Source organism: Agromyces larvae, assembly GCF_022811705.1.
GTDB classification, from domain to species: domain Bacteria; phylum Actinomycetota; class Actinomycetes; order Actinomycetales; family Microbacteriaceae; genus Agromyces; species Agromyces larvae.
Window position 1 is genome coordinate 2,845,192 of the sequence record NZ_CP094528.1, and the last position, 25,986, is coordinate 2,871,177.

The 25,986-nt window shown below is 72.7% G+C and carries 28 protein-coding genes; 8 read left to right on the forward strand and 20 right to left on the reverse strand.

The genetic code is table 11. The annotated features are described in order from the left end of the window. Positions 1-24: 24 nt before the first annotated feature. The 4 genes from MTO99_RS13680 to MTO99_RS13695 form a co-directional block, all read right to left on the reverse strand. Complete coding sequence (locus tag MTO99_RS13680; RefSeq protein ID WP_243554191.1) at positions 25-1,128, reverse strand: FecCD family ABC transporter permease; 1,104 nt, start codon at positions 1,126-1,128, stop codon at positions 25-27. Beyond that, a complete protein-coding gene (locus tag MTO99_RS13685) occupies positions 1,128-2,246 on the reverse strand; it encodes a FecCD family ABC transporter permease (protein ID WP_243554192.1) in 1,119 nt (372 codons plus the stop codon). Before MTO99_RS13685 ends, MTO99_RS13680 begins: the two co-directional genes overlap by 1 nt. Beyond that, on the reverse strand, positions 2,243-3,235 hold the full coding sequence (gene fepB / locus MTO99_RS13690) for a Fe2+-enterobactin ABC transporter substrate-binding protein (protein WP_243554193.1): 993 nt from the start codon (positions 3,233-3,235) through the stop codon (positions 2,243-2,245). Before fepB ends, MTO99_RS13685 begins: the two co-directional genes overlap by 4 nt. A gap of 140 nt (positions 3,236-3,375) precedes the next feature. Then, positions 3,376-4,245 (reverse strand): siderophore-interacting protein, encoded by an 870-nt coding sequence (locus tag MTO99_RS13695; protein WP_168209157.1) that lies wholly within the window; start codon positions 4,243-4,245, stop codon positions 3,376-3,378. Between the two features lie 89 nt (positions 4,246-4,334). Here MTO99_RS13695 and MTO99_RS13700 point away from each other — a divergent pair, with 89 nt between their 5' ends. Next, positions 4,335-5,129, forward strand: coding sequence for a helix-turn-helix domain-containing protein (locus MTO99_RS13700; protein ID WP_243554194.1), 795 nt, complete (start codon positions 4,335-4,337; stop codon positions 5,127-5,129). 16 nt (positions 5,130-5,145) lie between these two features. Here the strand turns inward: MTO99_RS13700 and MTO99_RS13705 are convergent, their stop codons facing one another. Further along, positions 5,146-5,943: a tyrosine-protein phosphatase gene (locus tag MTO99_RS13705; protein WP_243554195.1), complete on the reverse strand. Its 798-nt coding sequence runs from the start codon at positions 5,941-5,943 to the stop codon at positions 5,146-5,148. 112 nt (positions 5,944-6,055) lie between these two features. On the opposite strand from MTO99_RS13705, the gene MTO99_RS13710 reads away from it, so the two are divergent. Beyond that, positions 6,056-6,499, forward strand: coding sequence for a nitroreductase family deazaflavin-dependent oxidoreductase (locus MTO99_RS13710; protein WP_243554196.1), 444 nt, complete (start codon positions 6,056-6,058; stop codon positions 6,497-6,499). 31 nt (positions 6,500-6,530) lie between these two features. Here MTO99_RS13710 and MTO99_RS13715 read toward each other — a convergent pair whose 3' ends face one another. Genes MTO99_RS13715 through MTO99_RS13735 form a run of 5 tightly spaced genes read right to left on the reverse strand, consistent with a single transcriptional unit; the run spans position 6,531 to position 10,499 of the window. After that, positions 6,531-7,739, reverse strand: a complete 1,209-nt coding sequence (locus tag MTO99_RS13715; RefSeq protein WP_243554197.1) for an FAD-dependent oxidoreductase — start codon at positions 7,737-7,739, stop codon at positions 6,531-6,533. Beyond that, positions 7,736-8,458 (reverse strand): methyltransferase domain-containing protein, encoded by a 723-nt coding sequence (locus MTO99_RS13720; RefSeq protein ID WP_243554198.1) that lies wholly within the window; start codon positions 8,456-8,458, stop codon positions 7,736-7,738. The genes MTO99_RS13715 and MTO99_RS13720 overlap by 4 nt, the downstream gene beginning before the upstream one ends. An 11-nt stretch (positions 8,459-8,469) precedes the next feature. Next, on the reverse strand, positions 8,470-9,633 hold the full coding sequence (locus MTO99_RS13725) for a type III polyketide synthase (protein WP_243554199.1): 1,164 nt from the start codon (positions 9,631-9,633) through the stop codon (positions 8,470-8,472). A gap of 60 nt (positions 9,634-9,693) precedes the next feature. Continuing rightward, positions 9,694-10,068 carry an SHOCT domain-containing protein gene (locus tag MTO99_RS13730; protein WP_243554200.1) on the reverse strand — a complete coding sequence of 125 codons (375 nt, stop codon included), beginning with the start codon at positions 10,066-10,068 and terminating at the stop codon, positions 9,694-9,696. Positions 10,069-10,070: 2 nt separating this feature from the next. After that, complete coding sequence (locus MTO99_RS13735; protein WP_243554201.1) at positions 10,071-10,499, reverse strand: DUF6325 family protein; 429 nt, start codon at positions 10,497-10,499, stop codon at positions 10,071-10,073. Between the two features lie 144 nt (positions 10,500-10,643). Between MTO99_RS13735 and MTO99_RS13740 the strand changes: the two genes are divergently transcribed. The 3 genes from MTO99_RS13740 to MTO99_RS13750 are packed head-to-tail and all read left to right on the forward strand — an operon-like array spanning position 10,644 to position 14,829. Beyond that, entirely contained in the window at positions 10,644-11,756 is a 1,113-nt protein-coding gene (locus MTO99_RS13740; protein WP_243554202.1) for a DUF998 domain-containing protein, read from the forward strand. Continuing rightward, complete coding sequence (locus tag MTO99_RS13745; protein WP_243554203.1) at positions 11,753-13,195, forward strand: DUF2252 domain-containing protein; 1,443 nt, start codon at positions 11,753-11,755, stop codon at positions 13,193-13,195. Before MTO99_RS13740 ends, MTO99_RS13745 begins: the two co-directional genes overlap by 4 nt. Further along, the gene (locus MTO99_RS13750) at positions 13,192-14,829 is read left to right on the forward strand and encodes an MFS transporter (RefSeq protein ID WP_243554204.1); all 1,638 of its coding nucleotides are present in this window, start codon (positions 13,192-13,194) and stop codon (positions 14,827-14,829) included. Before MTO99_RS13745 ends, MTO99_RS13750 begins: the two co-directional genes overlap by 4 nt. Positions 14,830-14,981: 152 nt before the next feature. On the opposite strand, the gene MTO99_RS13755 is transcribed toward MTO99_RS13750, so the two are convergent. Beyond that, the gene (locus tag MTO99_RS13755) at positions 14,982-16,130 is read right to left on the reverse strand and encodes an AI-2E family transporter (protein ID WP_243554205.1); all 1,149 of its coding nucleotides are present in this window, start codon (positions 16,128-16,130) and stop codon (positions 14,982-14,984) included. A gap of 4 nt (positions 16,131-16,134) precedes the next feature. Next, positions 16,135-17,268 (reverse strand): AI-2E family transporter, encoded by a 1,134-nt coding sequence (locus MTO99_RS13760; protein ID WP_243554206.1) that lies wholly within the window; start codon positions 17,266-17,268, stop codon positions 16,135-16,137. 274 nt (positions 17,269-17,542) lie between these two features. Here MTO99_RS13760 and MTO99_RS13765 point away from each other — a divergent pair, with 274 nt between their 5' ends. Next, a complete protein-coding gene (locus MTO99_RS13765; RefSeq protein WP_243554207.1) occupies positions 17,543-17,941 on the forward strand; it encodes an SHOCT domain-containing protein in 399 nt (132 codons plus the stop codon). A 58-nt stretch (positions 17,942-17,999) separates the two neighbouring features. On the opposite strand, the gene MTO99_RS13770 is transcribed toward MTO99_RS13765, so the two are convergent. The 4 genes from MTO99_RS13770 to MTO99_RS13785 are packed head-to-tail and all read right to left on the reverse strand — an operon-like array spanning position 18,000 to position 21,194. Then, complete coding sequence (locus MTO99_RS13770) at positions 18,000-19,148, reverse strand: hypothetical protein (protein ID WP_243554208.1); 1,149 nt, start codon at positions 19,146-19,148, stop codon at positions 18,000-18,002. Positions 19,149-19,198: 50 nt separating this feature from the next. Further along, positions 19,199-19,687, reverse strand: coding sequence for a DUF2017 family protein (locus MTO99_RS13775; protein WP_243554209.1), 489 nt, complete (start codon positions 19,685-19,687; stop codon positions 19,199-19,201). After that, positions 19,684-19,974, reverse strand: a complete 291-nt coding sequence (gene clpS, locus MTO99_RS13780; RefSeq protein ID WP_243554210.1) for an ATP-dependent Clp protease adapter ClpS — start codon at positions 19,972-19,974, stop codon at positions 19,684-19,686. Before clpS ends, MTO99_RS13775 begins: the two co-directional genes overlap by 4 nt. A gap of 53 nt (positions 19,975-20,027) precedes the next feature. Further along, positions 20,028-21,194 carry a class I SAM-dependent methyltransferase gene (locus MTO99_RS13785; RefSeq protein ID WP_243554211.1) on the reverse strand — a complete coding sequence of 389 codons (1,167 nt, stop codon included), beginning with the start codon at positions 21,192-21,194 and terminating at the stop codon, positions 20,028-20,030. Positions 21,195-21,263: 69 nt separating this feature from the next. Between MTO99_RS13785 and MTO99_RS13790 the strand changes: the two genes are divergently transcribed. Then, on the forward strand, positions 21,264-21,980 hold the full coding sequence (locus MTO99_RS13790; protein ID WP_243554212.1) for a hypothetical protein: 717 nt from the start codon (positions 21,264-21,266) through the stop codon (positions 21,978-21,980). Positions 21,981-21,996: 16 nt separating this feature from the next. On the opposite strand, the gene MTO99_RS19090 is transcribed toward MTO99_RS13790, so the two are convergent. Together MTO99_RS19090 and MTO99_RS13800 are read right to left on the reverse strand one after the other, a co-directional pair. Next, entirely contained in the window at positions 21,997-22,827 is an 831-nt protein-coding gene (locus MTO99_RS19090; RefSeq protein WP_290428388.1) for a hypothetical protein, read from the reverse strand. Positions 22,828-22,903: 76 nt separating this feature from the next. Continuing rightward, a complete protein-coding gene (locus MTO99_RS13800; protein WP_243554213.1) occupies positions 22,904-23,869 on the reverse strand; it encodes a quinone oxidoreductase family protein in 966 nt (321 codons plus the stop codon). Positions 23,870-23,939: 70 nt separating this feature from the next. On the opposite strand from MTO99_RS13800, the gene MTO99_RS13805 reads away from it, so the two are divergent. After that, entirely contained in the window at positions 23,940-24,389 is a 450-nt protein-coding gene (locus MTO99_RS13805; RefSeq protein ID WP_243554214.1) for a MarR family winged helix-turn-helix transcriptional regulator, read from the forward strand. A gap of 69 nt (positions 24,390-24,458) precedes the next feature. Here the strand turns inward: MTO99_RS13805 and MTO99_RS13810 are convergent, their stop codons facing one another. Together MTO99_RS13810 and MTO99_RS13815 are read right to left on the reverse strand one after the other, a co-directional pair. Next, a complete protein-coding gene (locus tag MTO99_RS13810) occupies positions 24,459-24,872 on the reverse strand; it encodes a heat shock protein transcriptional repressor HspR (RefSeq protein WP_243554215.1) in 414 nt (137 codons plus the stop codon). Positions 24,873-24,875: 3 nt separating this feature from the next. After that, the gene (locus MTO99_RS13815; protein WP_243554216.1) at positions 24,876-25,868 is read right to left on the reverse strand and encodes a DnaJ C-terminal domain-containing protein; all 993 of its coding nucleotides are present in this window, start codon (positions 25,866-25,868) and stop codon (positions 24,876-24,878) included. Between the last annotated feature and the right edge of the window lie 118 nt (positions 25,869-25,986).

The window sequence follows — 25,986 nt, forward strand, 5'->3', positions numbered from 1 at the left end:
TCGGCGTTCGTTCCGAGGTCTGGGTCAGCGGCCGCGCGAGAGCAGCCAGAGCAGGTACACGCCGCCGAGCATCGCGGTCACGATGCCGACGGGTGCGGCGAGGGCGAGCGGCAGGTGCTGCGACACGAGGTCGGATGTCACGAGCAGCACGGCGCCCATCGCGGCCGAACCGACGATCGACAGCGTGCCCGACCGGCCGACGCGCATCACGAGCTGCGGTGCGGCGAGCGCGACGAACGAGATCGGGCCGGCCGTGGCGGTGGCGAACGCGGCGAGCACCACCGCGATCGCGATCGACGTGACGCGCAGCGAACCGAGCGGCACGCCGATCTGGCGCGCGGCGTCGTCGCCGAGGTCGAGCATCACGAGCCGGCTGCGCAGCACCACGAGGGCCGGCAGGAGCACGACGACCGCGACGATCGTCGGCAGCACCTCCTCCCACCCGCGCGCGTTCAGCGTGCCGACGAGCCACTGCTGCGCGCCGACCGCCTCGTCGCGCTGGCTGCGGGTGAGGAGCAGATCGTTGACCGCGCCGAGGAACGCCCCGGCGCCGATGCCGACGAGCACCAGCCGGTACCCGGCGCCCGACCCGTGCCGCAGGGTGAGCGCACCGACCACGAGAGCGACGACGAGGCCGGCCACGACGGCCGATGCGGCCACGATCCGCGCCGGGGCGTCGAACACGATGATCGCGACGATCGCACCCGTCGCCGACCCCGAGACGAATCCGATGATGTCGGGCGAGCCGAGCGGGTTGCGCGACACCGCCTGGAACACCGCGCCGCTCACGCCGAGCGCGGCGCCGACGACGACGCCGGCGACGAGGCGGGGCATCCGGATGCCCTCGATCACGCGGACCGCCGGGCCCTCGCCCTGACCGATCAGCGCAGCCCAGATGTCGGCCGGGGCGAGCGGCATCGACCCGGTCGTGAGCACGCCGACGCCGAGCGGCACGAGCAGCACGATGAGCACCCCGGCGACGATCGCCGGGCGCAGGCGCCACCGCAGCGAGACGCGCTCGCCGCGGCTGCGCCAGACCACCGCCCCGCCCGAGTGCCGGGGCTCCGCCCGGAATTCCTGATCCGCAAGATCGGCGGGCGTGGAGTGCGCGGGGATCGGGTGCGCCATCAGAGCCTCATCAGTCGGCGTCGGCGAGCGAGCAGGATGAAGATCGGCGCACCGATCAGCGCCGTCACGATCGAGGTCTCGACCTCGGCGCCGGGCAGGATCAGCCGCCCGATGATGTCGGATCCGAGCACCAGCGCCGCGGCGGCGACGGCCGACAGCGGCAGGATCCACCGGTAGTCGGGGCCGACGAGCAGCCGCACGCCCAGCGGCGCCGCGAGCCCGACGAAGACGATCGGCCCGGCGATGGCGGTGGCGCCTCCGGCGAGCAGCACGATGATCACCGCGCCCGCCGACAGCACGCGCCGGGGGTCGGCGCCGAGCGAACGCCCGAGCTCGCGGCCCAGCGCGATGGCGTTGAACGACGGCCCGAGCAGGCAGGCGGCGAGCAGCGTCGGCACGATCACGAGGGTCGCGGGCAGCACCAGCTCGGGGCCGCGCCCCTGCACCGAGCCGACCGCCCAGTGCCGGAACGTGTCGAACACCGTGGGGAAGTTCAGCAGCAGCGCGTTGGTGTACGCACCGAGCACGACCGACAGGGCGGCGCCGGCGAGGGTGAGCCGGATCGGGTCGGCACCGGTGCGGAACATCCCGCCGAGTGCGGCGACCAGCACCGACGCGACCGCGGCGCCCGCGAACGCGAAGGCGAGCGTGCCGAACACTCCGCCCGGCATCCCGCCGAATGCGGCACCCGAGACGGCGATGCCGGTGGCGGCGGCCGCGGCGGCGCCCGCGTTCACGCCGAGGATGCCGGGTTCGGCGAGCGGGTTCCGGGTGAGCGCCTGCATGACCGCACCCGCCACCCCGAGCGCGGCGCCGACGAGCGCGGCGAGCGCGGTGCGGGGCAGCCGGAGTTCGGCCACCACGAGGTGGCGGTCGTCGGTCGGGTCGAAGTCGACGACGGCGGCCCACACCACGGCGGGGTCGATCCCGCGCGTCCCGACCAGCACGCTCAGGACGGCGAGCACCGCGAGCAGCACCAGCCCGATCACGAGCGCGACCACGGGCCGCCGCCGCAGCCCGCGCACGCCGCGCAGGCCGCCCAGCCCGCGCACGCCGCGCAGGCCGCCCCGCCGGCGCACGGCCGACGGGGCGATCACTGCGGGCGGGGCGAGGTTCACGCGAACTCGGACTCCACGATGTCGACGATCTGCGACGCGCTGTAGTAGTCGATGCGGAACGAGGTCGGCCCGAGCGACACCACCGATCCGGAGGCGATGGCCGGCGCGGTCGCGAGCACCGCGGTGGCGAGGAGGTCGTCGGCGGTCGCGTCGCCGCCGCTCACCAGGAACACGGTGTCGCCGGTCAGCGCGGTCGTCACGTTCTCGATCGAGAGGAACGCGAAGTCGTTGCGCGGCTGCTCGCTCGTGTCGAACTCGTCGGGTGCCCCCTCGACGACGAAGCCGAGCGACTCGAGCAGCTCGGTGTGCGCACTGCCCGGCTTCGCGAACGCGGTCGGGTTCTCGGTGCCGTTCCACACGATCGCGTTCGCGGTGCCGTCGGGCACGGTGATCGCGTCGGCGACCTCGGCGACGTGCGCGTCGAATGACGCGACGACGTCGGCGGCCTCGTCCTCGTGCCCGGTCGCCTCGCCGAGCACGGCGGCGAGCTGCTGCCAGGTGTTCGCACCGTAGTCGAGCACGATGGTGGGCGCGATCGCCGACAGCGCCTCGAGCTCGTCGGCGGTCGAGTCGGCCCCGCTCGACGACACCACGATCAGATCGGGGTCGGCGGCGATGACGGCCTCCTCGTCGAACTCGAGGTTCGGGTACAGCGATTCGACGCCGCGCTCCACGGCGACGTCGGCCCACTGGCTGAAGAACCCGTTCTCGTCGGTGATGGCGCTCGGCGTGGTCGTGGCGGTCGCCACGATCGGCGCGTCGATCGCGAGCAGCGTGCCGGCGAGGGTGAGCGAGGTCGACACGATGCGCTCGGGCGCCGCGGGGATCTCGGTGACCCCGCCCACGTGCTCGATCGTGCGGGGCCAGGCACCGTCGTCGGCCGCGGTGTTCGGTGCCTCTTCGGCGGCGGAGGGGCCGGAGCATCCGGTCAGGAGGAGCGCGACGGCGGCGACTCCCGCGGCCGCGACGGACTTCCAGTGTGCAGGCATGTTCTGCTCTCTCTCGGTGGGTGGGGTGCGACGGATGCCGCGGGGCGCGCTCGCCCGAGGCGCGCCCGTCGAGCGGGCGGCCGCGTGGGCGTGCGCTCGTCGGTGAGCTCGGTGGGCGCCGCGCGGGGGCGCGGCGCCGGTCAGTCCTCGTCGGGGAGGTGGTGGTCGAGCCCGGCGGTGCCGAGCTTCCAGTAGCCGTCGATGTCGGATGCTTCGCGGGGCACGCCGGCCGCGCGCAGCGCGCGCCGGAACGGCTTCAGCGACCCGGCTTCGCCCGCAGCCCAGACGAACGTGTCGTCGAGGTCGGCGATGAGGCCGGCGACCTCGGCCAGCACGTCGGCGCGGTTCGGGCCGATCGGATGCTCCAGCCAGTGCACGCGGGTCCGCGGGCGCACGGGCAGCGGGTACTCGCCCGCCTCGGCGGCGAGGGCGAACACCTCGACCTCGGCGGTCCACCCGGGTTCGTCGAGCCAGCGGCCGACGGCGGGCAGCGCGGTCTCGTCGGCGACGAGCACGTAGCGTGCGTAGTCGCGTGGGTAGAGGTGCGAACCGCGCGGGCCGAGCACGCCGATCGGGTCGCCGACCTTCGCCGCGATCGCCCAGCGCCCGGCGGGGCCGTGGTCGTGGCGCACGAAGTCGAGCACGAGCCCGTCGGCGCTGTACGCCCGCACGGTGTAGTCGCGCAGGATCGGGTCGGCGTCGCCCGGCATCGCGAGTCGGTCGTCGCGCACGCCGGGCAGCGGGATGCGCCCCGTCACCGGGTCGGGCAGCACGAGCTTGACGTGGTCGCCGGCGGCGAACGCGGGGAACGGGAACGCGTCGAGTTGATCGCCGGCGAGCGTGATGCGCTGCATGCGCGGGCCGATGCGCTCGGTCGCGGCCACCTCGAGCAGGCGGGCGCGGAGCGGGTGCATGACGGTCTGGACGGCGCGGGACGCGACCGGAGCGTCGGTGCGGGCCGCGATCGGGGCGGCGGGGCGAGCGGCAGGGCGAGCAGCGAGATCGGTCATCGCAGAAAGCTTAGGTTTGCCTAACCTGACTCGCTGCCTACAATCGGACATGGCATGACGGTGAGCGGACGACTTCGACGGGTGGGCGCATGACGGCGACGATGAACGCCTCGCTCGGCGCCGTGCGGCTGCGCGACCAGACGACGCACCGGCATGACGTCGACGAGCTGACCTGGGTGGTCGACGGCTCGTGCACCGTCGAGGTCGACAGGCAGCGCTGGATCGTCGACACCCGCCAAGCCCTCGTCATCCCCGCGGGCGTCGAGCACACCGTGATCCCCCGGCCCGACTCGATCGTGTTCCCGCTGCTGTTCCCCGACGGACTGTCGGGCCCGCATGACGCCGACGAGGAGCGACCGGATGTCGCATCCGCCCGCCTGATCGCCCGGACCCCCGCGCTCGAGCTGTGCGCACGCGCGCTGCTCCAGCCGGGACTCGCCGAGGCATCCGCCCTCGACGCCGCGCGCCGCGCCGCGCACGAGCTGGTCGTCGCAGCCGAGGCATCCGACATGCCCGCGCTGCCCGCCGACAGCCGCGCCCGCACCGTCGCGCGCGCGATCCTCGAGCACCCTGCGACGCACGAATCGCTCGACGACTGGGCCGCGCGCGTGCACACCAGCGGCAAGACGCTGCAGCGCCACTTCGTGAAGGACACCGGCCTCAGCTTCCAGCACTGGCGCGTCAACGCGCGCCTCGCACTCGCGCGCCGGCGCATCGAGCACGGCGAGGGCGTGCTCACCGCAGCACGCGCCGTCGGCTACGCCAACGCGAGTGCGTTCATCGCGGCGTTCCGCCGACGCTACGGGGTGACGCCCGGCACGCTCGCGGTGCGAGCGCCCGGCCGGGGCACGAACGCCGCCCGCTCCCGCGTGCCGCTCGGCTGAGCGCGCGGCCCGGCACTCACTCCAGCAGCGCGTCGCGCAGGGCCTGCTGCACGGATGCCTCGAGCGCGAGCCCCTCGTCGAAGTAGCCCTGGATGTCGCCGAACCTGGTGTGCAGCTCGTCGAACGCCGTCTCGAGGTAGCCGCGCTCCACCCCGAGCACGGGCACGAGCAACGCCCGGTCGCCGCCCGCCGCCTCGAACTGCTGGAACACCGGCTCGAGCGCCGGCAGCAGCTGCTCGTTCGTGAGCAGGTAGTCGCGGATGACGAGTTCCTCGGGCACGCCGAGGAAGCTGAGCAGCGCCGCAGCACCCCACCCGGTGCGGTCCTTGCCGGTGGTGCAGTGGAACAGCGCCGGCCGGTTCGCCGGCTCGGCGAGCTCGGTGTAGAGCCGCCGATACGACGCGAGCGCGCTGGGCAGGCTGACGATCTGCCGGTACGCCTGGGCGAAGAGCGTCTGCGCCCGCCCGTCGCCGAGCAGTCGATCGGCCGAAGCCGGGTCGGAGACGATCTTCATGAGCTCGGCCGGCGCGGCCCCCGCCCCCGCGTCGGCGAGCACGTCGAGCGCCTCGTCGCGCACCCCGTCGGGCACCCGGTCGGGCGACGCCTCGCGCTCGACCGCCGTGCGCAGGTCGAAGATCGTGCGCACCCGCAGCTCGGCGAACCGGCGCAGATCGTCGGCGTCGACCCGGCCCAGCTCGGTCGACCGGTACACCTCGCCCAGCCGGATCCGCCGGCCGTCGGCGGTCGCCCACCCGCCCAGGTCGCGCAGGTTCGGCAACGTGGCGAGCGGAATCGCGGCGCCGGGCTCGGTCATGGTGCCCCCTCGGGTCGATCCGCGGCATCCGATGGGATGCCGCGAGGAATGCCCTCGGGGCATCCCTCGTTAATCTGCCGCAGAACCGACCGTCGAACCAGAGGGAGCACGCATGCCGCTGCAGGGGGAGTACGCACCGAGCACGTCGAGTTGGGCGCGCAAGCAGGCAGAGGAGTTCGAGGCGACCGGCGGCGCGAAGGCGAACACGCTGCGCGGCCGCCCGATCATCGTGCTCACCACGCTCGGCGTCCAGAGCGGCAAGCTGCGCAAGACCGCGCTCATGCGCGTCGAGCACGACGGCGAGTACGTGGTCGTGGGGTCCAAGGGCGGCGCCCCCGAGCACCCGAAGTGGGTGGCGAACCTGCGCGCCCACCCCCTCGCCGAACTGCAGGACGGTGCCGAGAAGCACGACTACGCGGTGCGCGAACTCGAGCCCGGCCCCGAGCGCGACCTGTGGTGGGCCCGTGCGAACGAGACCTGGCCCGACTACGCGGGCTACCAGGCGAAGACCGACCGGCTCATCCCGCTCTTCCTGCTGACCCCTTCCGCTGGTTGAGGAGCGCCCGAGCGCAGCGAGGAGTGGGCGGCTACAACCATCGCATCGTGAACGCGGCCGCCAGCAGCGGCCGGAACGGCGGCACCGCGAGCACCCGCACCGCGGCGTTGCGGGCGCGCAGGCGGGCGCCGGCGGCGGGTGCGCCCATCCGCATGTTGAACCGCGCCTGCCGGATGGCGCGCGCCGCCGCCGAGCGCCGCGCCCGGTCGTAGGCGACGAACGCCTCGAGCACGCCGCCTTCCGCGACTCCGCCGGCGAGGTCGCGTGCGAGCTGCTGCGCGTCGAGCCATCCGAGGTTCATGCCCTGCCCGCCGATCGGGCTGACCTCGTGCGCGGCGTCCCCGGCGAGGGCGACGCGTCCGTTCGCGAACCGGTCGGCGAGGTGCTGGCGTGCGGTGAAGCCGCTCGGCTCGCCCGCCGAGGACGGATCGACGGATGCTCCGGCGCGCGTCGCGACGATGGTCGCGAGCGCCTCGGCGTCCAGCGGAGTCGGCGCCCGCCGCACCCATGCCACCCAGCGGCGGCGCCCGCCCGGCAGCGGGAACGACTCGACCACGCCCGACGGCTCGAAGTACAGCAGCGCGGTGGTCGTGGCATCCGTGGTGTCGTCGCTGTCGCCCATGACGTACTCGGCCCGCCCGCGGCGCTCGCGCCATCCGATGCCCGCGACCTGCCGCACGGTGCTGCGCACCCCGTCGGCGCCGACCAGGTAGGTCGCCGCGATCACGCCCGCACCGGGCGGTGACGCGACCGCGAGTTCGACGTGGGTGCCGCGATCTCGCCAGCCCGTGACGGCGACGCCGCGCCGCAGCGCGCCGGGTGCGAGCGCCGCGAGCCGGGCCTCGAGCAGCGCCTCGGTCTCGTGCTGCGGCAGCGCCCGCACCGGTTCGCGGAATCGCATCCGCCCGAGCGTGCGGCCCTCGCAGCTCACGACGCCGTCGCGGATCGGCGCCGACCGGTCGCGCACGGCGGCGCCCACGCCGGCCGCGTCGAGCACGCGCAGCCCCGGCGGGTGGATGCCGATCGCCCGCGACGACCCCGAGGGTTCGCTGCGCCGCTCGAGCACCACGACGTCGAGCCCGCGCGCGGCCACGAGGCATCCGAGCAGCAACCCGACCGGCCCGCCCCCGACGATGGCGACGTCGTGACGCCGATCGCCGCCCGACCGAGGTCGATTCGCGCGACCGAGGTCGGGTTGCGATGACCTCGGTCGCACGAATCGACCTCGCACCCCGCTCACGGCCAGTCCTCGCGCACCACCTCGAGCCGCGACGGGAACGCCCGGCGCACCCGCCACCCGGCGGGCAGCGCCGGAGCGAGCTCGGCCGCGGTGTGGCTGCGCCGGATCGAGGTCAGCCCATCGGCGCGGATGTACGAGTCGGCCAGCAGGTTGCCCGCGAACGGCCAGGTGCCGGCCGCGAACGCCGCGTACCCGAGCCGCGACCGTTCGATGTCGCCGTGCACCGCCACCCCGCCGGCGGCGGTCAGCCGCTCGGAGTCGGCGAGCAACGCCCCGAACTCCTGCCCGCTCAGGTGGTGCAGCACGTGGTTCGAGACCACGACCTCGAACCGCTCGTCGGCGTCGGCGAGCGCGCGGCTCGTCGTCGCCGCGAACCGCAACCCGGGCGTCGCGGGCTGCGACGTGGCGAACGCCATCGCCCGCTCGTCGGGGTCGATCGCGAGCGCTTCGAGCCGCAGCCCGTCCGCCGCAGCCCAGCGCAGCAGGCGTCGCGGCAGGTCGCCGCCGCCGGTGCCGATGTCGAGCATCCGCGAGGTCCACACGGGCGACAGGCGCGGCCGCACCCAGCGCCGGTAGACGTCGCGCGCGCCCGACACGACGGCGTTCACCAGCGCGAAGCGAGCGTAGGTGCGCGCGAGCAGGCGCGGGTCGGCGTCGGACGCGTCCATCTGCTCGCGCGCGTCGGCGTCGCGCTCGGCGAGGAAGCGAGCGGATGCCACGGCGCGCGCCCTCAGCCCCGCACCGTGAGCAGTGCCGACTCGACGGTCAGGCCCGGCCCGAACGCCATCGCCGCGACCCGGTCGCCGTCGACCGCCGCGACCGGGCCCACCCCGTCGAGGATGCCGCGCAGCACGAACAGCACGGTGGCGCTGGACATGTTGCCGAAGTCGCGCAGCGTCGACCGCGACGGCACCAACTGGTCCTCGCGCAGCGCGAGCCGGGCCTCGACGCGGTCCAGGATGCTCCGCCCGCCGGGGTGGATCGCCCAGTGCGCGATCGATTCGCCCGAGGCATCGGTCTCGAGCGCCTGCGACAGCGCGCGGGATTCCGCATCGTCGCCCGCGAACAGCGGCTCGAGCGCGCCCGTGATGTGCTCGCCGATGATGTGCGGCACCTGCGGCGAGAGGCCGATGTCGAAGCCGTGGTCGCCGATCTTCCACGCCATGTCGCCCTCGCCGACGGGCGTGATGCGGGTCGCGAACCGGTCTAGGTCGAAGCCGCGCTCACCCGGTTCGAGCGGCCGCGCGGTCACGATGCCGGCTCCGGCGCCGTCGGCGAACAGCGAGGACGCGACGATCGTGTCGGGGTCGTTCGAGCTGCGCAGGTGCAGCGTGCACAGTTCGACCGACACGACGAGCACGACGGCCGAGGCATCCGCGTCGCAGAGCTGGGCCGCGAGCCGCAGCGCCGGGATCGAGGCGTAGCATCCCATGAACCCGAGGTGGTAGCGCTGCACTCCCGCCGGAAGCCCGAGATCGCGGGCGAGCACGTAGTCGGGGCCGGGCGCGTAGAACCCGGTGCAGCTCACGGTGATCACATGCGTGACATCGGATGCCTCGATGCCGGGTGTGGCCGCGATCGCCGCCGCACCCGCCTCGAGGAAGATGCGCGAGGCCTCGGCGACGTAGATGTCGTTGCGGGCTTTGGTGCCGGGCAGCAGCAGGTCACCCGTGGCCTGGTCGAAGAACACGGGTTCCTCGTCGCGCGGATCCCAGGTGAGTTCGTCGAGGACGGTGTGCCGGGTCTCGATGCCCGACTCGTTGAACGCGGTCGTGAGGATCCGCTGCGCGAGCCGGTTCAGGCCGGGCTGGGCGGCGTAGACGTCGCGCACCTCCGACTGCACCAGCACGGTCGGCGGAACGACGGTGGACAGGCCTCGCAGCGTGGCGGTCATGGCTCAGGGTACGAAGCCGGCCGGATGTCGCGACAGGGGTTGCACACTCGCTCGGCCGCGCTACCCGAGGAGCTTCGCTTTCGCGGCGGCGAACTCGTCGGCGCTCAGGAGGCCCTGCTGCTGCAGCGCGGCGAGCTTCTGGAGCTCGGCGACGATGTCGACAGCGCCCGCCGGAGCGGCCGGAGTCCCCGGTGCAGCCGCGACCGGCCCGGGCGCGGCCCCGGCTTGCTGCTGGGCGACCGCCTGCTGCGCTGCGGCCTGCAACTGCGCCTGCTGCTGATGGGCTTCGAACTGCTGCTGCTCGTACTCGTCCTGCGCCCGCTGCTGCTGATGCCGCTGCATGCCGCCCGACACCGCCGTGGCGGTGCCCGCGACGACCGCGGTGCGCGCTGCGAGCCCGAGGAGTCCGGGTCGACCGACTCTTCTGATGGGCATGGCTACTCCCCCTCCGCCTCTGCGAGCACGGCGTTGACGACCGCCGCCGGAATGCGCTCGGTCTGCAGCACGACGCCGCCGGCGGCGGCGAACCGCGACGCGAGCTGCTTCGCCCAGACGAGTTCGATCGCGAGCACGGCCCCCGATGTGCCGGGCGGGATCACCTCGGCCAGCTCGTCGATGTCCTCGTCGCCGACGAGTCCGCCCTCCTCGAAGGTGACCTGGGTGACGTCGAACTCGTCGCCCAGGTCTTCGAACTCGCGCACCTCGACGGTGCCGTCCTCGTGCCGGGACACGATGATCGCATCGAGCACGCGGATGTGGCCCGTATCCACGAGCTCTGCGATCGCCGCGAACGTGTCGGCGTCGAGCCGCTCCCCCTCGAAGCCGATGACGTACAGGTCGACCGGACCGTACTCGAAATCCGCCATCGTTCCCCCCTGACACGATGACCCTATCCCGCCGTCATCGCGCGCGGTAGCGTCGGTCCCAGGTCGTCGCGTCGGCCGGGCTCGAGGTCGAACGCGCCTGGCGGGGGTCCGCGCGCGGGCGGCGGGCGTGAGGGGGCGGTCGGCATGAGCGGGTCGGGCAATGAAGGCGTACGTGCTGAGACCGAGGCGGTCGTCGCGGGCGTCGTGGGCGCCGCGACGGCGGGGACGGTCGCGCTGCTGCTGTTCGCAGGGTCGCTGACTCCGCTGTGGGCGCTCGGTCGGTCGGTCGGCGTGGTCGCCGGCATCGCGGTGTTCGTCACGAGTGCCGGCGCGGCCGGCACCGCCTACGTACGCTCGCGTCGGAGGCCCGGCCAGCAGTGGCGCCGGCGGCTCCGGCCGTGGCTCGACGCGGTCGATGTCGGCACGGTCTCGCTGGTGCACGCTGCGATCACGGCGATCCTCACGCTCGCGGTGTTCGTGCTGCTGCAACGCAGCTTCGCCGGGCTCGAGGTCGACGCCTTCATCGGCACGCTCGCGGTCGTGGCATCCGCCGGGTTCTCGGCCTACCTGACCTCCTCGTCGGCGGCGACCGTGACGACGCGCAAGATGTCGACGCTGCTGGTGACCTACATGGCCGTGGCGACGCTCGGCAGCATCGCAGCGGTCGAGGATCCGCTCTGGTGGGAGTACCACTTCAGCCAGCTCGGCACGGCCGACGACTTCTCGGCCTTCCTGTTCAACAGCACGCTCATCGTCGCCGGCGTCTTCGTGACCACGTTCTCGCTGTACCTGACCCGCGACCTGACGACGTTGGCCCGGCGAGGCGTGCTCGAGCGGCCCTGGGCGCCGCGGTTCTACGGCATCGTGTTCGTCGTGCTCGGGCTGATGCTCGCCGGCGTCGGCCTGTTCCCGCTCGACGTCAGCATCGCCCTGCACAACGGCTGCGCCGCGGGCATGGCCGCGGCGTTCGCGGCGATGGTGCTGGGTTCGCCGGCGATCCTGCGCGGGCTGCCGCGGCGCTTCTTCGTGTTCTGCTACGCCGTGTTCGCGCTGCTGATCGGCGGGTTCCTGCTGTACGCGCCGATCGCGTACTGGAATCTGACGGCCTTCGAGCTGGTCGCTTTCAGCCTGATCTTCGGCTGGATCACGGTGTTCATCCGGTTCGTGAACGCCCTCACGGGCGATGAGACGGATGCTCCGGGCCCGCCGGATGCCGACGCGGCTCCGCACCCCGCATCGAGAGGAGCCCGACCATGACCGACACCGTCGCGTCCGCCGACGCGAGCATCGCCCGCCTGGGCGCGCATCGTCCGACCAGGTCCGAGCGCCGGGCCGCGGGTGCGGCGGTGCGCGATCGGCTCCCGCATGAGGCGCACGCCGAGTCGTCCGGGGACGAGCGCGGTCGCGACCCGGTCGCGGTCATCGAGGCGCAGGGGCGCACCCGGCTGCCCGACCTGCTGGCGTTGCGCCACGGGCGGATGGCGGCGTCGCCGTTCGCGTTCTACCGGGGAGCTGCGGCGATCATGGCCGACGACCTGCGCGCCGTGCCCGACACGGGTATCGAGACCCAGCTCTGCGGCGACGCGCACCTGTCGAATGTCGGGTTGTTCGCCTCGCCCGAGCGGTCGCTCCTGATCGACCTGAACGACTTCGACGAGACGGCCGTCGGGCCGTTCGAGTGGGATGTGAAGCGCATGGCGGCGAGCTTCGAGCTCGCGGGACGCGCGCGCGGGTTCGCACCTGAACAGCGCGCCCGCATCATCTCCCGTCTCCTGACCTCCTACGCCGAGGCGATCGACGTGGCATCCCGCACCCCGGTGCTCGAGATGGCGACCGCCCGGCTCGATGCCGACGCGATGATCGCGCGGGTGCGCGGCGAGCTGCGACCCGAGGTCGCCGAGCGCGTGGTCAAGGGCATCGCCAAGACGCGACAGCGTGACAGCGCCGACGCCGTCGCCCGGCTCGCCGACCAGGTCGGCGGTACGTACCGGTTCCGCACGAATGCGCCGACGCTCGTGCCGCTGCGCGACCTCGCCGAGCACACCGGCATCGATCAGGCGACGGGCATCGACCGGGTCGAGGCGATGCTGCACGGCTACCGGTCGTCGCTCACCGAGGCGCATGCACGCATCCTCGATCGGTTCCGGGTCGTGGATGTCGCGCTGAAGGTCGTCGGCGTCGGCAGTGTCGGCACGCGCGCCTGGGTGGTGCTGCTCACCGGCAACGGCAAGCGCGACGTGCTCGTGCTGCAGGCCAAGGAGGCGCAGCGGTCGGTGCTCGAGCCCCCCGACCGCCCCAGCGCCTACGCCCACCAGGGCGAGCGGGTGGTGCACGGGCAGCGACGGCTGCAGGCGTTCGGCGACGTGCTGCTCGGCCACACGCATGTCGTGGGCATCGACGGGAAGGAGCGCGACTTCTACGTGCGGCAGTTCCGCGATTGGAAGGGCTCGGCCGAGCCCGAGCGCATGGAGCGGTCGACGATGAAGCTCTACGCCGAGTACTGCGGCATCGTGCTGGCACGGGCGCACGCCCGAGGCGGCGATGCGGCCACGATCTCGGGCTACCTCGGCGACGGGCGCGCGTTCGCGCGGGCGCTCGTGCAGTTCGCCGCAGCGTACGCCGACCGCACCGAACGCGACCACACGGCGCTGCTCGACGCGATCGCGGGCGGACGCCTGCCGGCGGTCGCGCCGTGAGCGAGACATCCGGACCGTCCTCGCCGGGCGCGGCCCGAGCCGGGCCGGGCGCCCCCGCCGCGTCGCGCGCGGTGCTGCCGCTCGCGATCGCGCAGTTCATCATGGTGCTCGACAGCTCGGTGATGAGCGTGTCGATCAGCCAGCTCGTCGAGGAGTTCGACACCACGGTGTCGACCATCCAGCTCGCGATCACGCTGTACGCACTCGTCATGGCGGCGCTCATGCTCACCGGCGGCAAGCTCGGCGACCTGTTCGGCCGGCTGCGGGTGTTCCGCATCGGGCTCGTGATCTATGCGGTCGGCTCGCTCATGACCGCGCTCGCGCCGACGGTGATGGTGCTCATCGTGGGCTGGTCGTTCATCGAGGGCGCCGGCGCCGCGCTCGTGCTGCCGGCGCTCGCAGCCCTGGTCGCCGGCAACTACGAGGGCGCCGGGCGCGCCCGCGCCTACGGCATCATCGGCGGCGTCGCCGGCGCCGGCATCGCGATCGGGCCGCTGCTCGGCGGCTGGCTCACCACCGCGTACTCGTGGCGATGGGTGTTCGCCGGCGAAGTCGTGTTCGTCGTGATCGTGCTGCTGCTCGGCAGCTGGATCCGCGACGACGAGCAGCGCGCGCGATTCCGGCTCGACGGGTTCGGGGCGGTGCTGTCGGCGGTCGGCCTGTCGCTCGTCGTCATCGGCGTGCTGCAGAGTGGAACCTGGGGCTGGGTGCTGCCGTTGCAGTCGCCCGTCACCCCGTTCGGCCTGTCGCTCACGCCGTTCATGATCGGCGGCGGCCTGGCGGTGCTGTGGGCGTTCTTCGGGTGGGAGCGGCGAGTGGCCGGGCGCGGGCGGGTGCCGCTGCTCGACGTGCGCAACCTGCGCATTCCCGCGCTGCGTTCGGGGCTCGTCAGCCTGCTCGCCCAGAACCTGGTGCTGCTCGGCATCTTCTTCGCGGTGCCGCTGTACCTGCAGGTGAGCCAGGGCATGGACGCGTTCCAGACCGGCCTGCGGCTGCTGCCGACGTCGATTGCGATGCTGCTCGCCGCCGCCGTGGGCGCGCGAGTCGGCACCCGCTTCGGAGCACGAACGATCGTTCGGACAGGCTTGCTGACGGTCGCCGCCGCATGCGTGCTCATCGTCGCAACCGTCGAACCCGAACTCGCGACCGTGCCGTTCGCGATCGGCATGGCGCTGGTGGGCCTCGGCACCGGGTTGCTCGCCTCGCAGCTCGGCAACATCGTGCAGTCGGCGGTGCCGCCCGAGGCTCGCAGCGAGGCCGGTGGCCTGCAGTACACCGCTCAGAACCTCGGCTCGTCGCTCGGCACCGCGCTCATCGGCTCGCTCATGGTCGCCGCGCTCGCCACCGCGGTACTCGACCTCATCGCGGCCGACCCCGACATCGAGGCTGCGGTCGCCGACCGGGCGACGGTCCAGGTGGCGTCGGGCATCGAGTACGTGCCCGCCGCCGATGCCGAGCAGGCTCTGCTCGACGAGGGGTTCCCGCGCGAGCAGGTCGACGACCTCGTCGACGCCTATGTCGAAGCCCAGCTCATCGGGGTGAAGCTCGGGCTGCTCGCGTGCGGGGCCGCGGCGCTCATCGCGCTGCCGGCGACTCGGCGGCTGCCCGGGCGGGAGCAGGGCGCGGAAGCGTAGCTCCGCCCGGCCCGCACGTGGAACCGGCAGCGCTGGCTTCAGGCATCCTCGATGGTGAACTCCAGCGCCGTGCGCCGGAACACGATGGCGCAGACGACGACGGCGAGGGAGCCGGGGATGAGTCGGGCCGTCCGCGCGCGGTCGCTCGAGACCTACCCCGACTTGCGGGCCTTGCGCTCGGCCTTCGCCGCGGCATCCTCGACCCGCATCTCGAGCTTGGTCTGGTCGAGCTCGCCGAGCGCGGGTCTGATCCAGTTCAGCCGGGGGTCGGTGTCGACGAGCAGCATCCGCACCAGCAGCGTGAGCGGTACCGCGAGCAGTGCGCCCATCGGGCCGAGCACGACCGCCCAGAACAGCACCGAGATGAACGTGAGCGACTGGCTGAGCGACACCGCGTCGCCGACCACCTTCGGCTGGATGACCGACTGGATGATGCCGTTGATGAGGCCGTACACGACGATCACGGCCACCACGAGCGGCCAGCCGCCGACGAGCGCGGCGAACACCAGCGGCGGGATGATCGCGATGAAGTATCCGATGTTGGGGATGAAGCTGCACAGGAACGAGAGGATGCCCCACAGCGGCGCCCCCGGAATGCCCATGATCGCCAGCGCGATCCAGTTCACCACGCCTTGGGCGGCGCCGAGTCCGGTGGTCACGGCCATGTAGCGCCGCACCCCCGACGTGAACCGGCCCACTCCGACGGCGATCCAGGGCCGACGGCGCCCGATGCCCTCGAGCAGCGGCGACGCGTAGGACGAGTCCATCGCCATCAGCACGAGCAGGGTGAGCAGGATCACCGCCGACGAGACGAACCCGGCCGCACCGCCCAGCACGCCGCCGAGGAAGGCGATCACCTGCGTCGGGTCGAACGAGTCCAGGATGCGCTGCACCTGCTCGGCGCCGATGCCGAGCCCTTCGAGCCAGGCGCCGAAGTCGGTCAGCGCGGCCTGCAGCTGCGGCAGATACGAGGGCAGCAGCGACGAGAACTGCGCGAACGACAGGAACAGCGCCCCCGCGAACGCACCGAGCAGCAGCACGACCGCGAGGAGCACCGACACCGTCGCGATGCCGCGCGGAACCCCGCGACCCTGCATCCAGGTGCGGATCGGGTGCACGCAGATCGTCAGCACGAGCGCGAAGAACGCCGCGGTGAAGATCGATCCGATCGCGGCGATGCCGAACGAGGCGACCGCGGCACCGCCCAGCCCGAGCAGGATGAACGCGGTGCGGTGGGCGATGGCCGGCGGGGTCGCGCCGGGCGCGCCGGGATCGCTGGGCGCGTCGGGCGCGGGCGGCACTCGGTCAGGTCCGCGTTTCCGGTTCCACCACATCGGCTCCCCCTTCGATGGGCGGCGAGGCATCCGGATGCTTCGCAGCATCCTGAGCGCCCGCCGCCGCGTTGCCGCTCAACCGCCACAGCGCACCGCCGCGCCCCTCGGGCGCGATGAGCAGCGCGCGCACCAGCAGGGTCAGCGGAATCGACAGGATCGCCCCGACCGGCCCGATCACGAACGCCCAGAACACGACCGAGAAGAACGAGAGCGTGAGGCTCAGGTCGACCGCGTCGCTCACGAACTTCGGCTGCACCAGCACCTGCAGCACGACGTTGACGACGCAGTACACGGCGATCACGGCGAGCGCGAGCGGCCACCCGCCGACCACGAGCGCGAGCACCGCCGGCGGGATGAGCCCCAGCACGAACCCGATGTTCGGCACGAAGTTGGTGACGAACGCGAGGATGGCCCACACCAGCGGGATGGGGATGCCGAGCCACCACAGCGCGAGCCCGTCGAGCACGGCGACGATCGCACCGAACGTCGCGTTCACGACGTAGTAGCGGCGCACACCCGAGAAGTACCGCCGCCCGATGCGGTCGGGTTCCCCGCGTCCGAACGCGACGCCGAGCCGCGCGAATCGGGCCGCGTCGGCGGCCATGAAGATGACGTACGCGAACACGAAGAAGAACGCGGTGGCGATACCGAGCACCGTGTCGGCGACCGACGTCGCGAAGGCGACCAAGGTGTCGGGTGAGAGCACCGACCCGGCGGCGTCGGAGGCGGCCTCCGAGAGACCCAGCGAGGCGAGCAGGCTCCGAAGGCCGCCGGCGGCGATCCGGAACTGGTCGGCATAGTCGGGCAGCATGCGCACGAACTGGGCGGATGCCACGAACAGCAGCAGCGCGAGCACCGCGAGGATGAGCCATCCGACTGCCACGACCGCGGTCGTCGCCAACCAGGACGGCCAACCGCGCCGTACCAGCGGTGCGTACACGGGCACCGCGATGATCGTGATCACCGCGCCGATCGCGGCCGGCGCGAGGATGCCCTGCGCGAACCAGATCCCGGCGAACACGACGACCGCAGCCGCCGCCGTGACCAGGACGCGCGTGCCGTGCGCGAGCGGCCGCGGCGCGAGCTGCCCGATCACGTTGCCCACTGCGTTCCCCTCATCGCACATCGGCACTTCGTTGCTTGCAACATAGCGGGCGGGCACGCCCCCCGCGGGGATCCGCCTCGACGTGCCGCGCTCGCCGCAGACCCGAACATTCCTTGCCATTCCGGGTATTCGCCGCGGTAGTGTGCAGAGGGGGAACACGAAGATCTGGGGGGAGATCGAGCAACTTCGGTCGAGGCGTCAGCCGCCCGTCCCTTCGCTTGCGACCCGTCGACGCGCCCCGCGTCGACTCTCACAATCGAAGAAAGGCCTCCGAATGAGTTTCTGGCAGAGTTTCTGGGACATCGTCTGGTGGACGATCTGGATCTTCGCGTTCTTCGCCTACCTGTGGGCGGTCATCGCGATCATCAGCGACCTGTTCCGCGACCACAAGCTCAACGGGTGGTGGAAGGCGGTCTGGATCATCTTCCTGCTGTTCTTCCCGTTCATCACCGCCCTCGTCTACCTGATCGCGCGCGGCAACGGCATGGCCGAGCGGGCGCAGAAGGAGGCGGCGCAGGTGCAGTCGGCGACGGACGCGTACATCCGGCAGACGGCGGGCGCCTCCGCGAGTCCGTCCGACGAGATCGCCAAGGCCAAGGCGCTGCTCGATTCCGGCACGATCAACCAGGCCGAGTACGACGCGCTGAAGGCGCGGGCGCTTTCGGGCGCCTGATCCACCCGGCGACGGAGGGGCGGATGCTTCGGCATCCGCCCCTCCGTCGTCCGCCGTGTCAGGCGGGGACGGGCGGCGCCGGCTCCGGAGCATCCGCCTGGCTCATCGCGCTCGAGTTGCGCAGGAACAAGATGATCCAGCTGAAGATGAGCACCGCCGCGACCAGCTCGACCGCCGTCAGATTGTAGTAGCCGATCGCGAAGAAGACACCGAGCACCACGATCACCGCGACGTACACGTAGCCGAGGATCACGAACGGGCGCGGCATCCCGGGTACGAACCACGGCAACCCGATCACGACGACCGCGTACGCGACCGCCATGCCCGTGGCGACCGAGTTGTGCACCCAGAAGAACTGGTCGACCGAGAAGATGCCCACGCAGGCGAGGAAGATGCCGATGAGCGCCAGCCCGTTGCGCACCACGTTGCGGTGCCGGCGGTCGAGCGGCGTCGAGGTGGGCAGCGCGGCGGTGCAGTAGCGGGCGATGATGGTCACGATCGCGCCGGCGATGATGAGCGTCACGTTGAAGGCGATGGCGGATGCATCGTGGCCGATGCCCAGGGCCGACAGGTTCTTCTGCCACCACAGCGGGTCGCTCGCCCCGAGCATGCTGGCGATCGCCCCCACGACGAGGAACACCGCGAGCACCAGCGACAGCAGCATCGGGGTGAGCCGTGCCGCCGACAGGAACACCGCGTAGGCGCTCACCGCCAGCCCGACCCCGGTCAACGCGACCGCGGGCAGCGTGAACACGACCGCGCCGATGAAGCTGCGCTCGAGCACGTTCGAGAGGCCGAGCCAGGCGATCAAGACGACCGCGCCGTGCGCGAGCGCGAGCGCCGCGAGGTCGAACCAGTGCAGCCGCGCACCCGCGACCGCCAGCCCCGGACCGACGTCGCGCTGCAGGGCGGTACTCGGCGACCGCAGCACCAGCCGCCCCAGCACGAACGCCGCGATCGCGACCAGCGCACCGCTGATCGCGACGAACTCGCCGATCGACCCGGCCCCCGAGATCGGCACGTCGCGGTTCCAGAACGCGACGAGCGCGGCGAGCGCACCCACCGCGAACGCGAGCGCCCCGATGATCAGCGCGACCGATTCGAGCGATTCGGCGTTCTCGGCCGGTCGCCGCGCGAGCTGCGCGAGCGAGGTGGCCCGTCGTTTCGTCGACGCCGCCGGTGCGCTGGTGACGGCCGGATCGCTCATCGCTGCTCCCCCTCGCGGCCCCCTGCCGCTCGGCACCAGCCTCCCACCGGTCAGGGCATCGGGTCGAGCACTTCGAGCATCGATCCCTGCACGAACCCCGCCCACTCGTAGGCCGCCCGCAGGTAGTCGTCGCGCGACTCGTCGGCGTCGTCGCTGCCCTCCTCGACGACGCCGACCCGTTCGGCGAGGATCAGCCTGAGGTCGGTGAGGAACGTCAGCCACCCCCACGCCTGCGACTGGTCGAGTTCGATCTCGACGAGCCCGCGATCGCCCGGTGCGGCCGTCGCGTCGCGCACCGACTGCGCCGCCTGACGCTTGCCGTCGACGAGGCTCTCACGGGTGTAGCGCGTGTAGTCGCGGGACGCCGACGCGTCATCGGGGTACGCGTTGGGGAACAACCGCCCGAGCGCGGGGTCGTCCTCGGTGCCGAGCAGCAGCACCGAGTCGACCTGGTCGGCGAGCTCGGACAGCAGCATCGCCTCCTCGGCCTCGAGCACCAGGCGGACTCCGTCGCCCCCCTCGCGGCCGGCGACGATCATGCGTCGGCCCTCATGACCGTGGCCTGCAGCCCGTAGCCGTGCATCGCGACGACATGCCGTTCCATCGCTTCGCGGTTGCCCGACGCGACCACGGCGCGCCCCTCGGTGTGCACGCGCAGCATCAACCGCTCGGCCTGCTCGCGCGCGAACCCGAAGTAGGTCTGGAACACGTAGGTGACGTACGTCATGAGGTTGACCGGGTCGTCCCACACGACGACGTTCCACGGCCGATCGACGGTCGCGATGGTCGCGACGTCGAGGTCGTGGCGCTCGAGGATGTCGGTCATCCTCCAAGCCTGACACGATCCCCCGATGGATGCATCCCCGCCCGCGAGCGCCCTCAGGGGCGCGTCGAGACGGTGACCGTGAACTTCGGATTCCGGGCGATCTGCCGGGTCGGGCCCACGAGCCGCTGCAGCGCCGGGCGGTATTTCAGGTGCGAGTTCCAGACCGCCACGAGCCGGCCGCCGGGACGCAGCGCGCGCCCCGCATCGGCGAACAGCCGTTCGGCGAGCGCCGTGGTCAGGGCGCCGCCCGAGTGGAACGGCGGGTTCAGGACGACGAGGTCGGCGTCGCCGTCGCCGACCAGTTCGAGCCCGTCGGCGCGCTCGACCAGGATGCGCTCGGCGACGCCGTTCGCCGCGGCCGTCGCTCTGGCCGAGTCGACGGCGACGGCCGACTGGTCGTACGCCTCGATCTGCGCGGCCGGGAGCAGGCGGGCGAGCGCGACCGCCACCACACCGGTGCCGCAGGCCAGGTCGATGGCCCGCTCGGGCAGCTCGCCGCCGATCGCGACGGGCAGCTCGCCGATCAGGAACCGGGTGCCGATGTCGACCGAGGTGCCGGCGAACGCCCCGCCGTGCGAGACGATCTCGATCCCCAGCTCGTCGTCGTGAGCGCGACGCGGCCACGCGGCATCCGGCCCGGCGGAGCCCCCGATGCCTGACGGATGCGGTTCGCGCACGACGAGGACCCGCGATTTCTGCCGGGCGTGGCTGACGTCGACCCGCCCGAAATGGCGCAGCAGCACGTGGTTCATCGCGGGACTCATGTGCTTGAGCCGCCCGCCCGCGATGACGACCACGTCATCGGCGGCGTGCTCGGCGATCAGCGCCCCCACCTCGTCGAGCGCATCCAGCGAGCGCGGCAACCGCAGCAGCACGACCCGGGCGCCCTCGACGAGCTCGGCCTCGGCCGGAAGCATCCGCACCGCCTCGGCGTACCCGAGCCGGCGCGCGTTCTCGAGGATCGCCCGCTCGCCGAGCAGGGCGTCCTGATGCGCACGGATGCCCCGCAGTCCGTTGGCCGCAGCGACCCCGAGCGTGAGCGCCCCGTGCGTGTCGCCGATCGTGACGAGCGCAGCGCCCGCGGCGTCGGAGCCGACCTCGGCGACGAGCGCATCGACGAACGGTCTCGCCTCATCGAGGATGAGCCGGTCGGCCGCGTCGGAAGCCTCGAGGCCGGGCGCGCTGACATCGGGGCGCCGGCGGAGGTCGCTGAGTTCCACCCGGGCAGGTTACCCTCACTCGAGGGTCACGGTGAGGCTTCAGCCGGTGTTTGCTACCCTCGGTCGAGCATGCGGGAAACACGCCGAAGCCAGCCGGGGGGCCGCCGCGTCGCGTCGACATCGGTCGCGACGCCCGTCGCTCGTCCCCGCGCGGTGCGCCGGTTCGGTGCGCTGCTCGCCACGTTCGCGGTCGGCGGCATGCTCGCCACCCTCGCGATCGCGCCCACCGCGCCGGCCCTGCTCGCCGATCCCGCCGCCGCGGCCGGCTCGGGCTCGCACGACCGCCTGCAGCGGGTCTCGGTCGATGCCGCGGCCGCCGTGCCCGGGGTCTCCGAGGACTCGTACGTCGCCTCGACGGGGCCCGAGACCCTCATCGAGGGCGGCACCAATCACGACTGGGCCGAACTCGTGCTCGTCGACGGCGCGTTCCCCGTGACCGATGCGAACGTCACCGTCATCCTGCGCTGGATGCGCCAGGAGAACGGCGTCGACAACTGGTGGAACCGCAACAACCCCCTGAACAACGGCAACGGATCGGGCGGCGGATCGGGCCTCGGCAGCTACGACACGCTCGTCACCGGCGCGTACTACGCCGCCGACAGCCTGCGCCGGTACTCGTTCTACGACGCGATCGAGGCGGCCCTCGAAGCGGGCGACGATGCGGATGCCACGGCCGCCGCGATCTGGGCGTCGCCGTGGGCCGGCAGCCACTACGGCAACGGCACGCACTGGTCGACCCGCCCTGTCGAGGCCGTCGAAGCGCCGGCATCGGCCTGGGGCCGCTGAGCGCCGAGCGCGCTCGTCAACCGGCGGTGGGGCGCCCCGGCTGATCGGGAGTCGTCGCGGCGGGCGCGGCGGGCGCGGCGGCGGCCGACGCAGCGGGCTGCGCTGAGCGGAACGCGTGCGCCATCCACCACGACGCGAACGCGCCGATCGCGGCCGTCACTGCGACGCCCACGACGCTCGCGCCGATGAGGAGCAGCACGCCCGGCGCGGAATCGGACGACCTGGACCACACGCCCGGCAGGATGGACGCCGGCGCGCTGAGCACGCCCCCGATCGTGCCGTTCGCGACCACGCCGATGCCGAGGCTGCTCCAGGTGACCGCGGTCGGCCGGTGCACGCCGTGACGTCGCAGGATGGCACGCTGGCCGAGGACGCCTCCGACCACGAGCGCGGCGCCGACCACCACGGCACCGGCGATCACGGCGATGACGAGCCACATGGGCACGGCGTCGATGAACCGCGTGAACGCGTTGTCGCCGTCGTCGCCGGCCCGCACGGCACCGGCCACGGCGGCGAGAATGAGGGCGACGATGCCGAAGATCGCCCCGAATGCCGCAAGCCCCAACCCCCAGGTCACGAGGGTGAGCCCGACGCCGCCGCCGACCAGCGCCCCCGTGCGGCTGCGCGGCTCGAGCGGCGGCCGGGGCGCCGGTGCCGGAACCGGCGCCCACTGCTGCGGGTATGCGGGCTGCGGGTACCCGGGCTGCGGGTACGCAGGCTGCTGCGGGGAGCCGGGCTGCGGGTACGCAGGCTGCGGGGAGCCGGGCTGCGCATACCCGGGCTGCGGGTATCCGGTTCGGGGATCGGGCTGGTCGGGCGGCAGGGGCTGCGGAGTCTGGTCGGTCATGTGTCGGGCCCTCTCATCGGCTGCAACCACCCTGCCGTATCGGCCCGGCCGCGCGCGAGCGCGTCGCCGCGAGCGGTCACGCTGACGTCGGGATGACGACCGTGCGTTCGCCCGGGGCATCCTCGTGGCCCCAGGCCTGCTCGATGGTCTCGAGCGGTACCGGCCGCGGCCGCACGGTCAGCGCACCGGACGCGACCGCGGCGACGAGCTCGGGCAGCCCTGCCTGCCGCAGGTCGATGGAGCCGAACCCGCTTCCGCTGATCCGGAGCGCGTTCGAGCGCAGGCCGGAGCCATCGAGCGTGATCGTGGGCCCCGCGGTGCTGCCGATGTGCACCCAGTCGAGCAGGCGCGCGTGATCGGTTCGGGCACCGAGGATGGCGCGCATCGCGAGCTCGGTCGGCGCACCCCAGACGTAGTCGAGGACGACGTCGACCTCGGCCGCCGCCGCTGCGAACGCCGCAGCGGTCGCGTCGTCGTCGGGTGACAGCTCGACGATGGCGTCGGCGCCGTCTGCGGCGAGCTGTTCGAGGCGCTGCCGGTTGCGACCGGCGGCGACGACCCGCCCGGCGCCGAGGTGGCGCGCCGTCTTCACCGCGATCGACCCTGCGGCACCGGTGGCGCCGATCACGAGCACCGACTGGCCCGCCCGGAACGGGACGCGTCCGCGAAGCGCGACCCACGACGACATCGCGGGGTTCATGGAGGCGGCGACGGTCGCGGGGTCCGCCCCGGAGGGCACCGGGATGGCCGATCGCGGATCGATGAGGATGCGCTCGGCCATGGTGCCGCCGCCGCCGAGGCCGCCGACGTAGGCGAGCGAGCCGTCGGCCCGGCGGACGACGCCGTCGATGCCGGGCACCACCGGCAGCGCCCCCGAACTCGCGTAGTGGCGACCCGAGGCGACGCCCCGCGTGACGGGGTGGATGCCGACCGCGAGCACTTCCGCCACCTCGCGTCGCGCGTCGGCCTGCGGCGCGGGGATGGAGCGATAGCGCGGCGGTTCGCCGAACGACTCGACGAGTGCGGCGTTGATGTGCGTCATGTGATCTCCTAGTTAGTACGTGGCACGCACTACTATAGTACGTACTACGTACTATTGCTAGACTGAGATCGTGGAAGACGAGGGCGCGCGATCGGCCGCCGACGCCCTGGCGCGGCTGGCATTCCTGACGAACGCGCGCCTGGAGGCACGCGCTGCAGAGGTCGGCGAGGGTCTCTCGGTGCAGCAGCTGCGCCTGCTGGGCATCCTGCGCGACCGGGAGCCGACGATCAACGAACTCACCGTCCTGCTCGGCGTCGACAAGTCCAGCGTCAGCGGGCTGGTCATCCGTGCGGAGCGGCGCGGGCTGGTGAGCCGCACCCGGCACGAGCGCGACGGCCGCGCGGTGCGAGTGCGACTGGAAGGGTCCGGGCGCACCCTGATCGACGCGGCAACCGCGTCGTTCGAGCTCGATGTGCAGCAGTTGCTCGCGGTGCTGACCGACGCGGAGCGCGCGCGCTGGGTGGCGCTCACGAACCGCGTGCTGAGCGCCGAGGCGGATCAGCTGGGCCTCACGCCCTGATCCGCGGCGGCCTCGCACCGCGGCCGCATCACCCGGTGACCCGGCGCGGACGCCGACGACCCCGATCGGCTACCGGTCGAGCGGCCGCCAGACGACGAGGGCGTTCTCGCGGCGCACTCGCGTGCCCGCCTTGATGGTGACGATGTCGCCGGCCGACCCGGCGGCGAACACGCGGCGGCCGGGGCGGTTCAGCATCTCGTCGGCGAGCATCGCCTCGAGTTCGCGCACCCGGGCGCGCAGCGCGGTCACCTCGTCTTCGAGGCCGAGCACGCGGCGGATGCCCTCGAGGCTCACACCCTCGCTCGACAGCTGGGCGATCTCGCGCAACTGCACGACGTCGCGCATCGAGTACCGGCGCGACTTGCCGGCGGTGCGACTCGGCGAGACGAGGCCGAGGCGGTCGTACTGGCGCAGGGTCTGCGGATGCATCCCGGCGAGCTCGGCCGCGACCGAGATCACGAAGATCGGGCTCGTCTCGTCCATCGACTACCCCTTCGCGCGGGCGAGGAGGTCGTCGCGCGGGTTCTCGTCGGGCAGCAGGGCCGCGAACTCGCGCAGCCGCTCCTCGGCCTCCTTCGAGAGGTGCGACGGCACCGCCACCTGCACGACGGCGAGCAGGTCGCCCGTGCCCTTCTTCGTCGCAACGCCGCGGCCCTTCACCCGCAGCACCCGGCCGCTCGGGGTGCCGGGCGCCACCTTCAGCTTCACGGGGTCGCCGCCGAGGGTGGGCACCTGGATCGTCGCGCCGAGCGCGGCCTCCTCGAAGGTCACCGGTACGGTGACCCGCAGGTTGAGTCCGTCGCGTTCGAACACCGGATGCTTGCGCACGTTCACGGTGAGGATCATGTCGCCGGTCGCACCGCCGTCGGGCGACGGGTGGCCCTTGCCGCGCAGGCGGATCTTCTGCCCGTCGGCGACGCCCGCAGGGATGTTCACCGTCACCGGCTTGCCCTCGGCGGTCTGCAGGGTCACCTGGTCGCCGCGGGTCGCGGTGATGAAGTCGAGCGTGGTCGTGGCCGTGACGTCCCGACCGGGCGTCGGCCCGCCGAAGCCGCGGTAGCCGCCCGTCGACTGGCCGAACCGGCCGCCGCCGAAGAGCCCGCCGAGCAGGTCGTCGTAGTCGCCGCCCGCACCCTGCTGGAAGGTGAAGCGCTGGCCACCGCCGCCCTGGCCGAACATGCCGCCGAACACGTCCTCGAAGCCGCCGGCGCCCGCCCCGCCCGGCGCAGTGAACCGCGCCCCCGAGCCCATCGCCCGGATCGCGTCGTACTCCTTGCGCTCCTCGGGGTCGGAGAGCACCGAGTTCGCCTCGCTGATCTCCTTGAACTTCGCCTCGGCCGCGGCGTCGCCCGGGTTCTGGTCGGGATGGTACTTGCGCGCGAGCTTGCGGTACGCCTTCTTGATGTCGGCGTCGCTCGCGTCCTTGGAGACGCCGAGCACCTGGTAGAAGTCCTTGTCGAACCAATCCTGACTGGCCACGGGCGCCTCCTCTCTCTGCTGTTCAGTCTGTCGTGCCGCCGAGCGTTTCCGTTCGCGCCCTTGGTTTCCGCTGGTGCGGAAACGCTCGGCGCGAACGGAAACACTCGGCGCGGGTGGC

Coding starts and splice junctions, on each gene's coding strand:
- MTO99_RS13700 (WP_243554194.1), top strand. CDS start 4,335: ATGACGGCGACGATGAACGCCTCGCTCGGCGCCGTGCGGCTGCGCGAC.
- MTO99_RS13745 (WP_243554203.1), top strand. CDS start 11,753: ATGACCGACACCGTCGCGTCCGCCGACGCGAGCATCGCCCGCCTGGGC.
- MTO99_RS13740 (WP_243554202.1), top strand. CDS start 10,644: ATGAGCGGGTCGGGCAATGAAGGCGTACGTGCTGAGACCGAGGCGGTC.
- MTO99_RS13705 (WP_243554195.1), bottom strand. CDS start 5,943: ATGACCGAGCCCGGCGCCGCGATTCCGCTCGCCACGTTGCCGAACCTG.
- MTO99_RS13695 (WP_168209157.1), bottom strand. CDS start 4,245: ATGACCGATCTCGCTGCTCGCCCTGCCGCTCGCCCCGCCGCCCCGATC.
- MTO99_RS13800 (WP_243554213.1), bottom strand. CDS start 23,869: ATGACGCACATCAACGCCGCACTCGTCGAGTCGTTCGGCGAACCGCCG.
- MTO99_RS13770 (WP_243554208.1), bottom strand. CDS start 19,148: ATGAGCGATCCGGCCGTCACCAGCGCACCGGCGGCGTCGACGAAACGA.
- MTO99_RS13775 (WP_243554209.1), bottom strand. CDS start 19,687: ATGATCGTCGCCGGCCGCGAGGGGGGCGACGGAGTCCGCCTGGTGCTC.
- clpS (WP_243554210.1), bottom strand. CDS start 19,974: ATGACCGACATCCTCGAGCGCCACGACCTCGACGTCGCGACCATCGCG.
- MTO99_RS13810 (WP_243554215.1), bottom strand. CDS start 24,872: ATGGACGAGACGAGCCCGATCTTCGTGATCTCGGTCGCGGCCGAGCTC.
- MTO99_RS13730 (WP_243554200.1), bottom strand. CDS start 10,068: ATGCCCATCAGAAGAGTCGGTCGACCCGGACTCCTCGGGCTCGCAGCG.
- MTO99_RS13735 (WP_243554201.1), bottom strand. CDS start 10,499: ATGGCGGATTTCGAGTACGGTCCGGTCGACCTGTACGTCATCGGCTTC.
- MTO99_RS13790 (WP_243554212.1), top strand. CDS start 21,264: ATGCGGGAAACACGCCGAAGCCAGCCGGGGGGCCGCCGCGTCGCGTCG.
- MTO99_RS13680 (WP_243554191.1), bottom strand. CDS start 1,128: ATGGCGCACCCGATCCCCGCGCACTCCACGCCCGCCGATCTTGCGGAT.
- MTO99_RS13725 (WP_243554199.1), bottom strand. CDS start 9,633: ATGACCGCCACGCTGCGAGGCCTGTCCACCGTCGTTCCGCCGACCGTG.
- MTO99_RS13710 (WP_243554196.1), top strand. CDS start 6,056: ATGCCGCTGCAGGGGGAGTACGCACCGAGCACGTCGAGTTGGGCGCGC.
- MTO99_RS19090 (WP_290428388.1), bottom strand. CDS start 22,827: ATGACCGACCAGACTCCGCAGCCCCTGCCGCCCGACCAGCCCGATCCC.
- MTO99_RS13765 (WP_243554207.1), top strand. CDS start 17,543: ATGAGTTTCTGGCAGAGTTTCTGGGACATCGTCTGGTGGACGATCTGG.
- fepB (WP_243554193.1), bottom strand. CDS start 3,235: ATGCCTGCACACTGGAAGTCCGTCGCGGCCGCGGGAGTCGCCGCCGTC.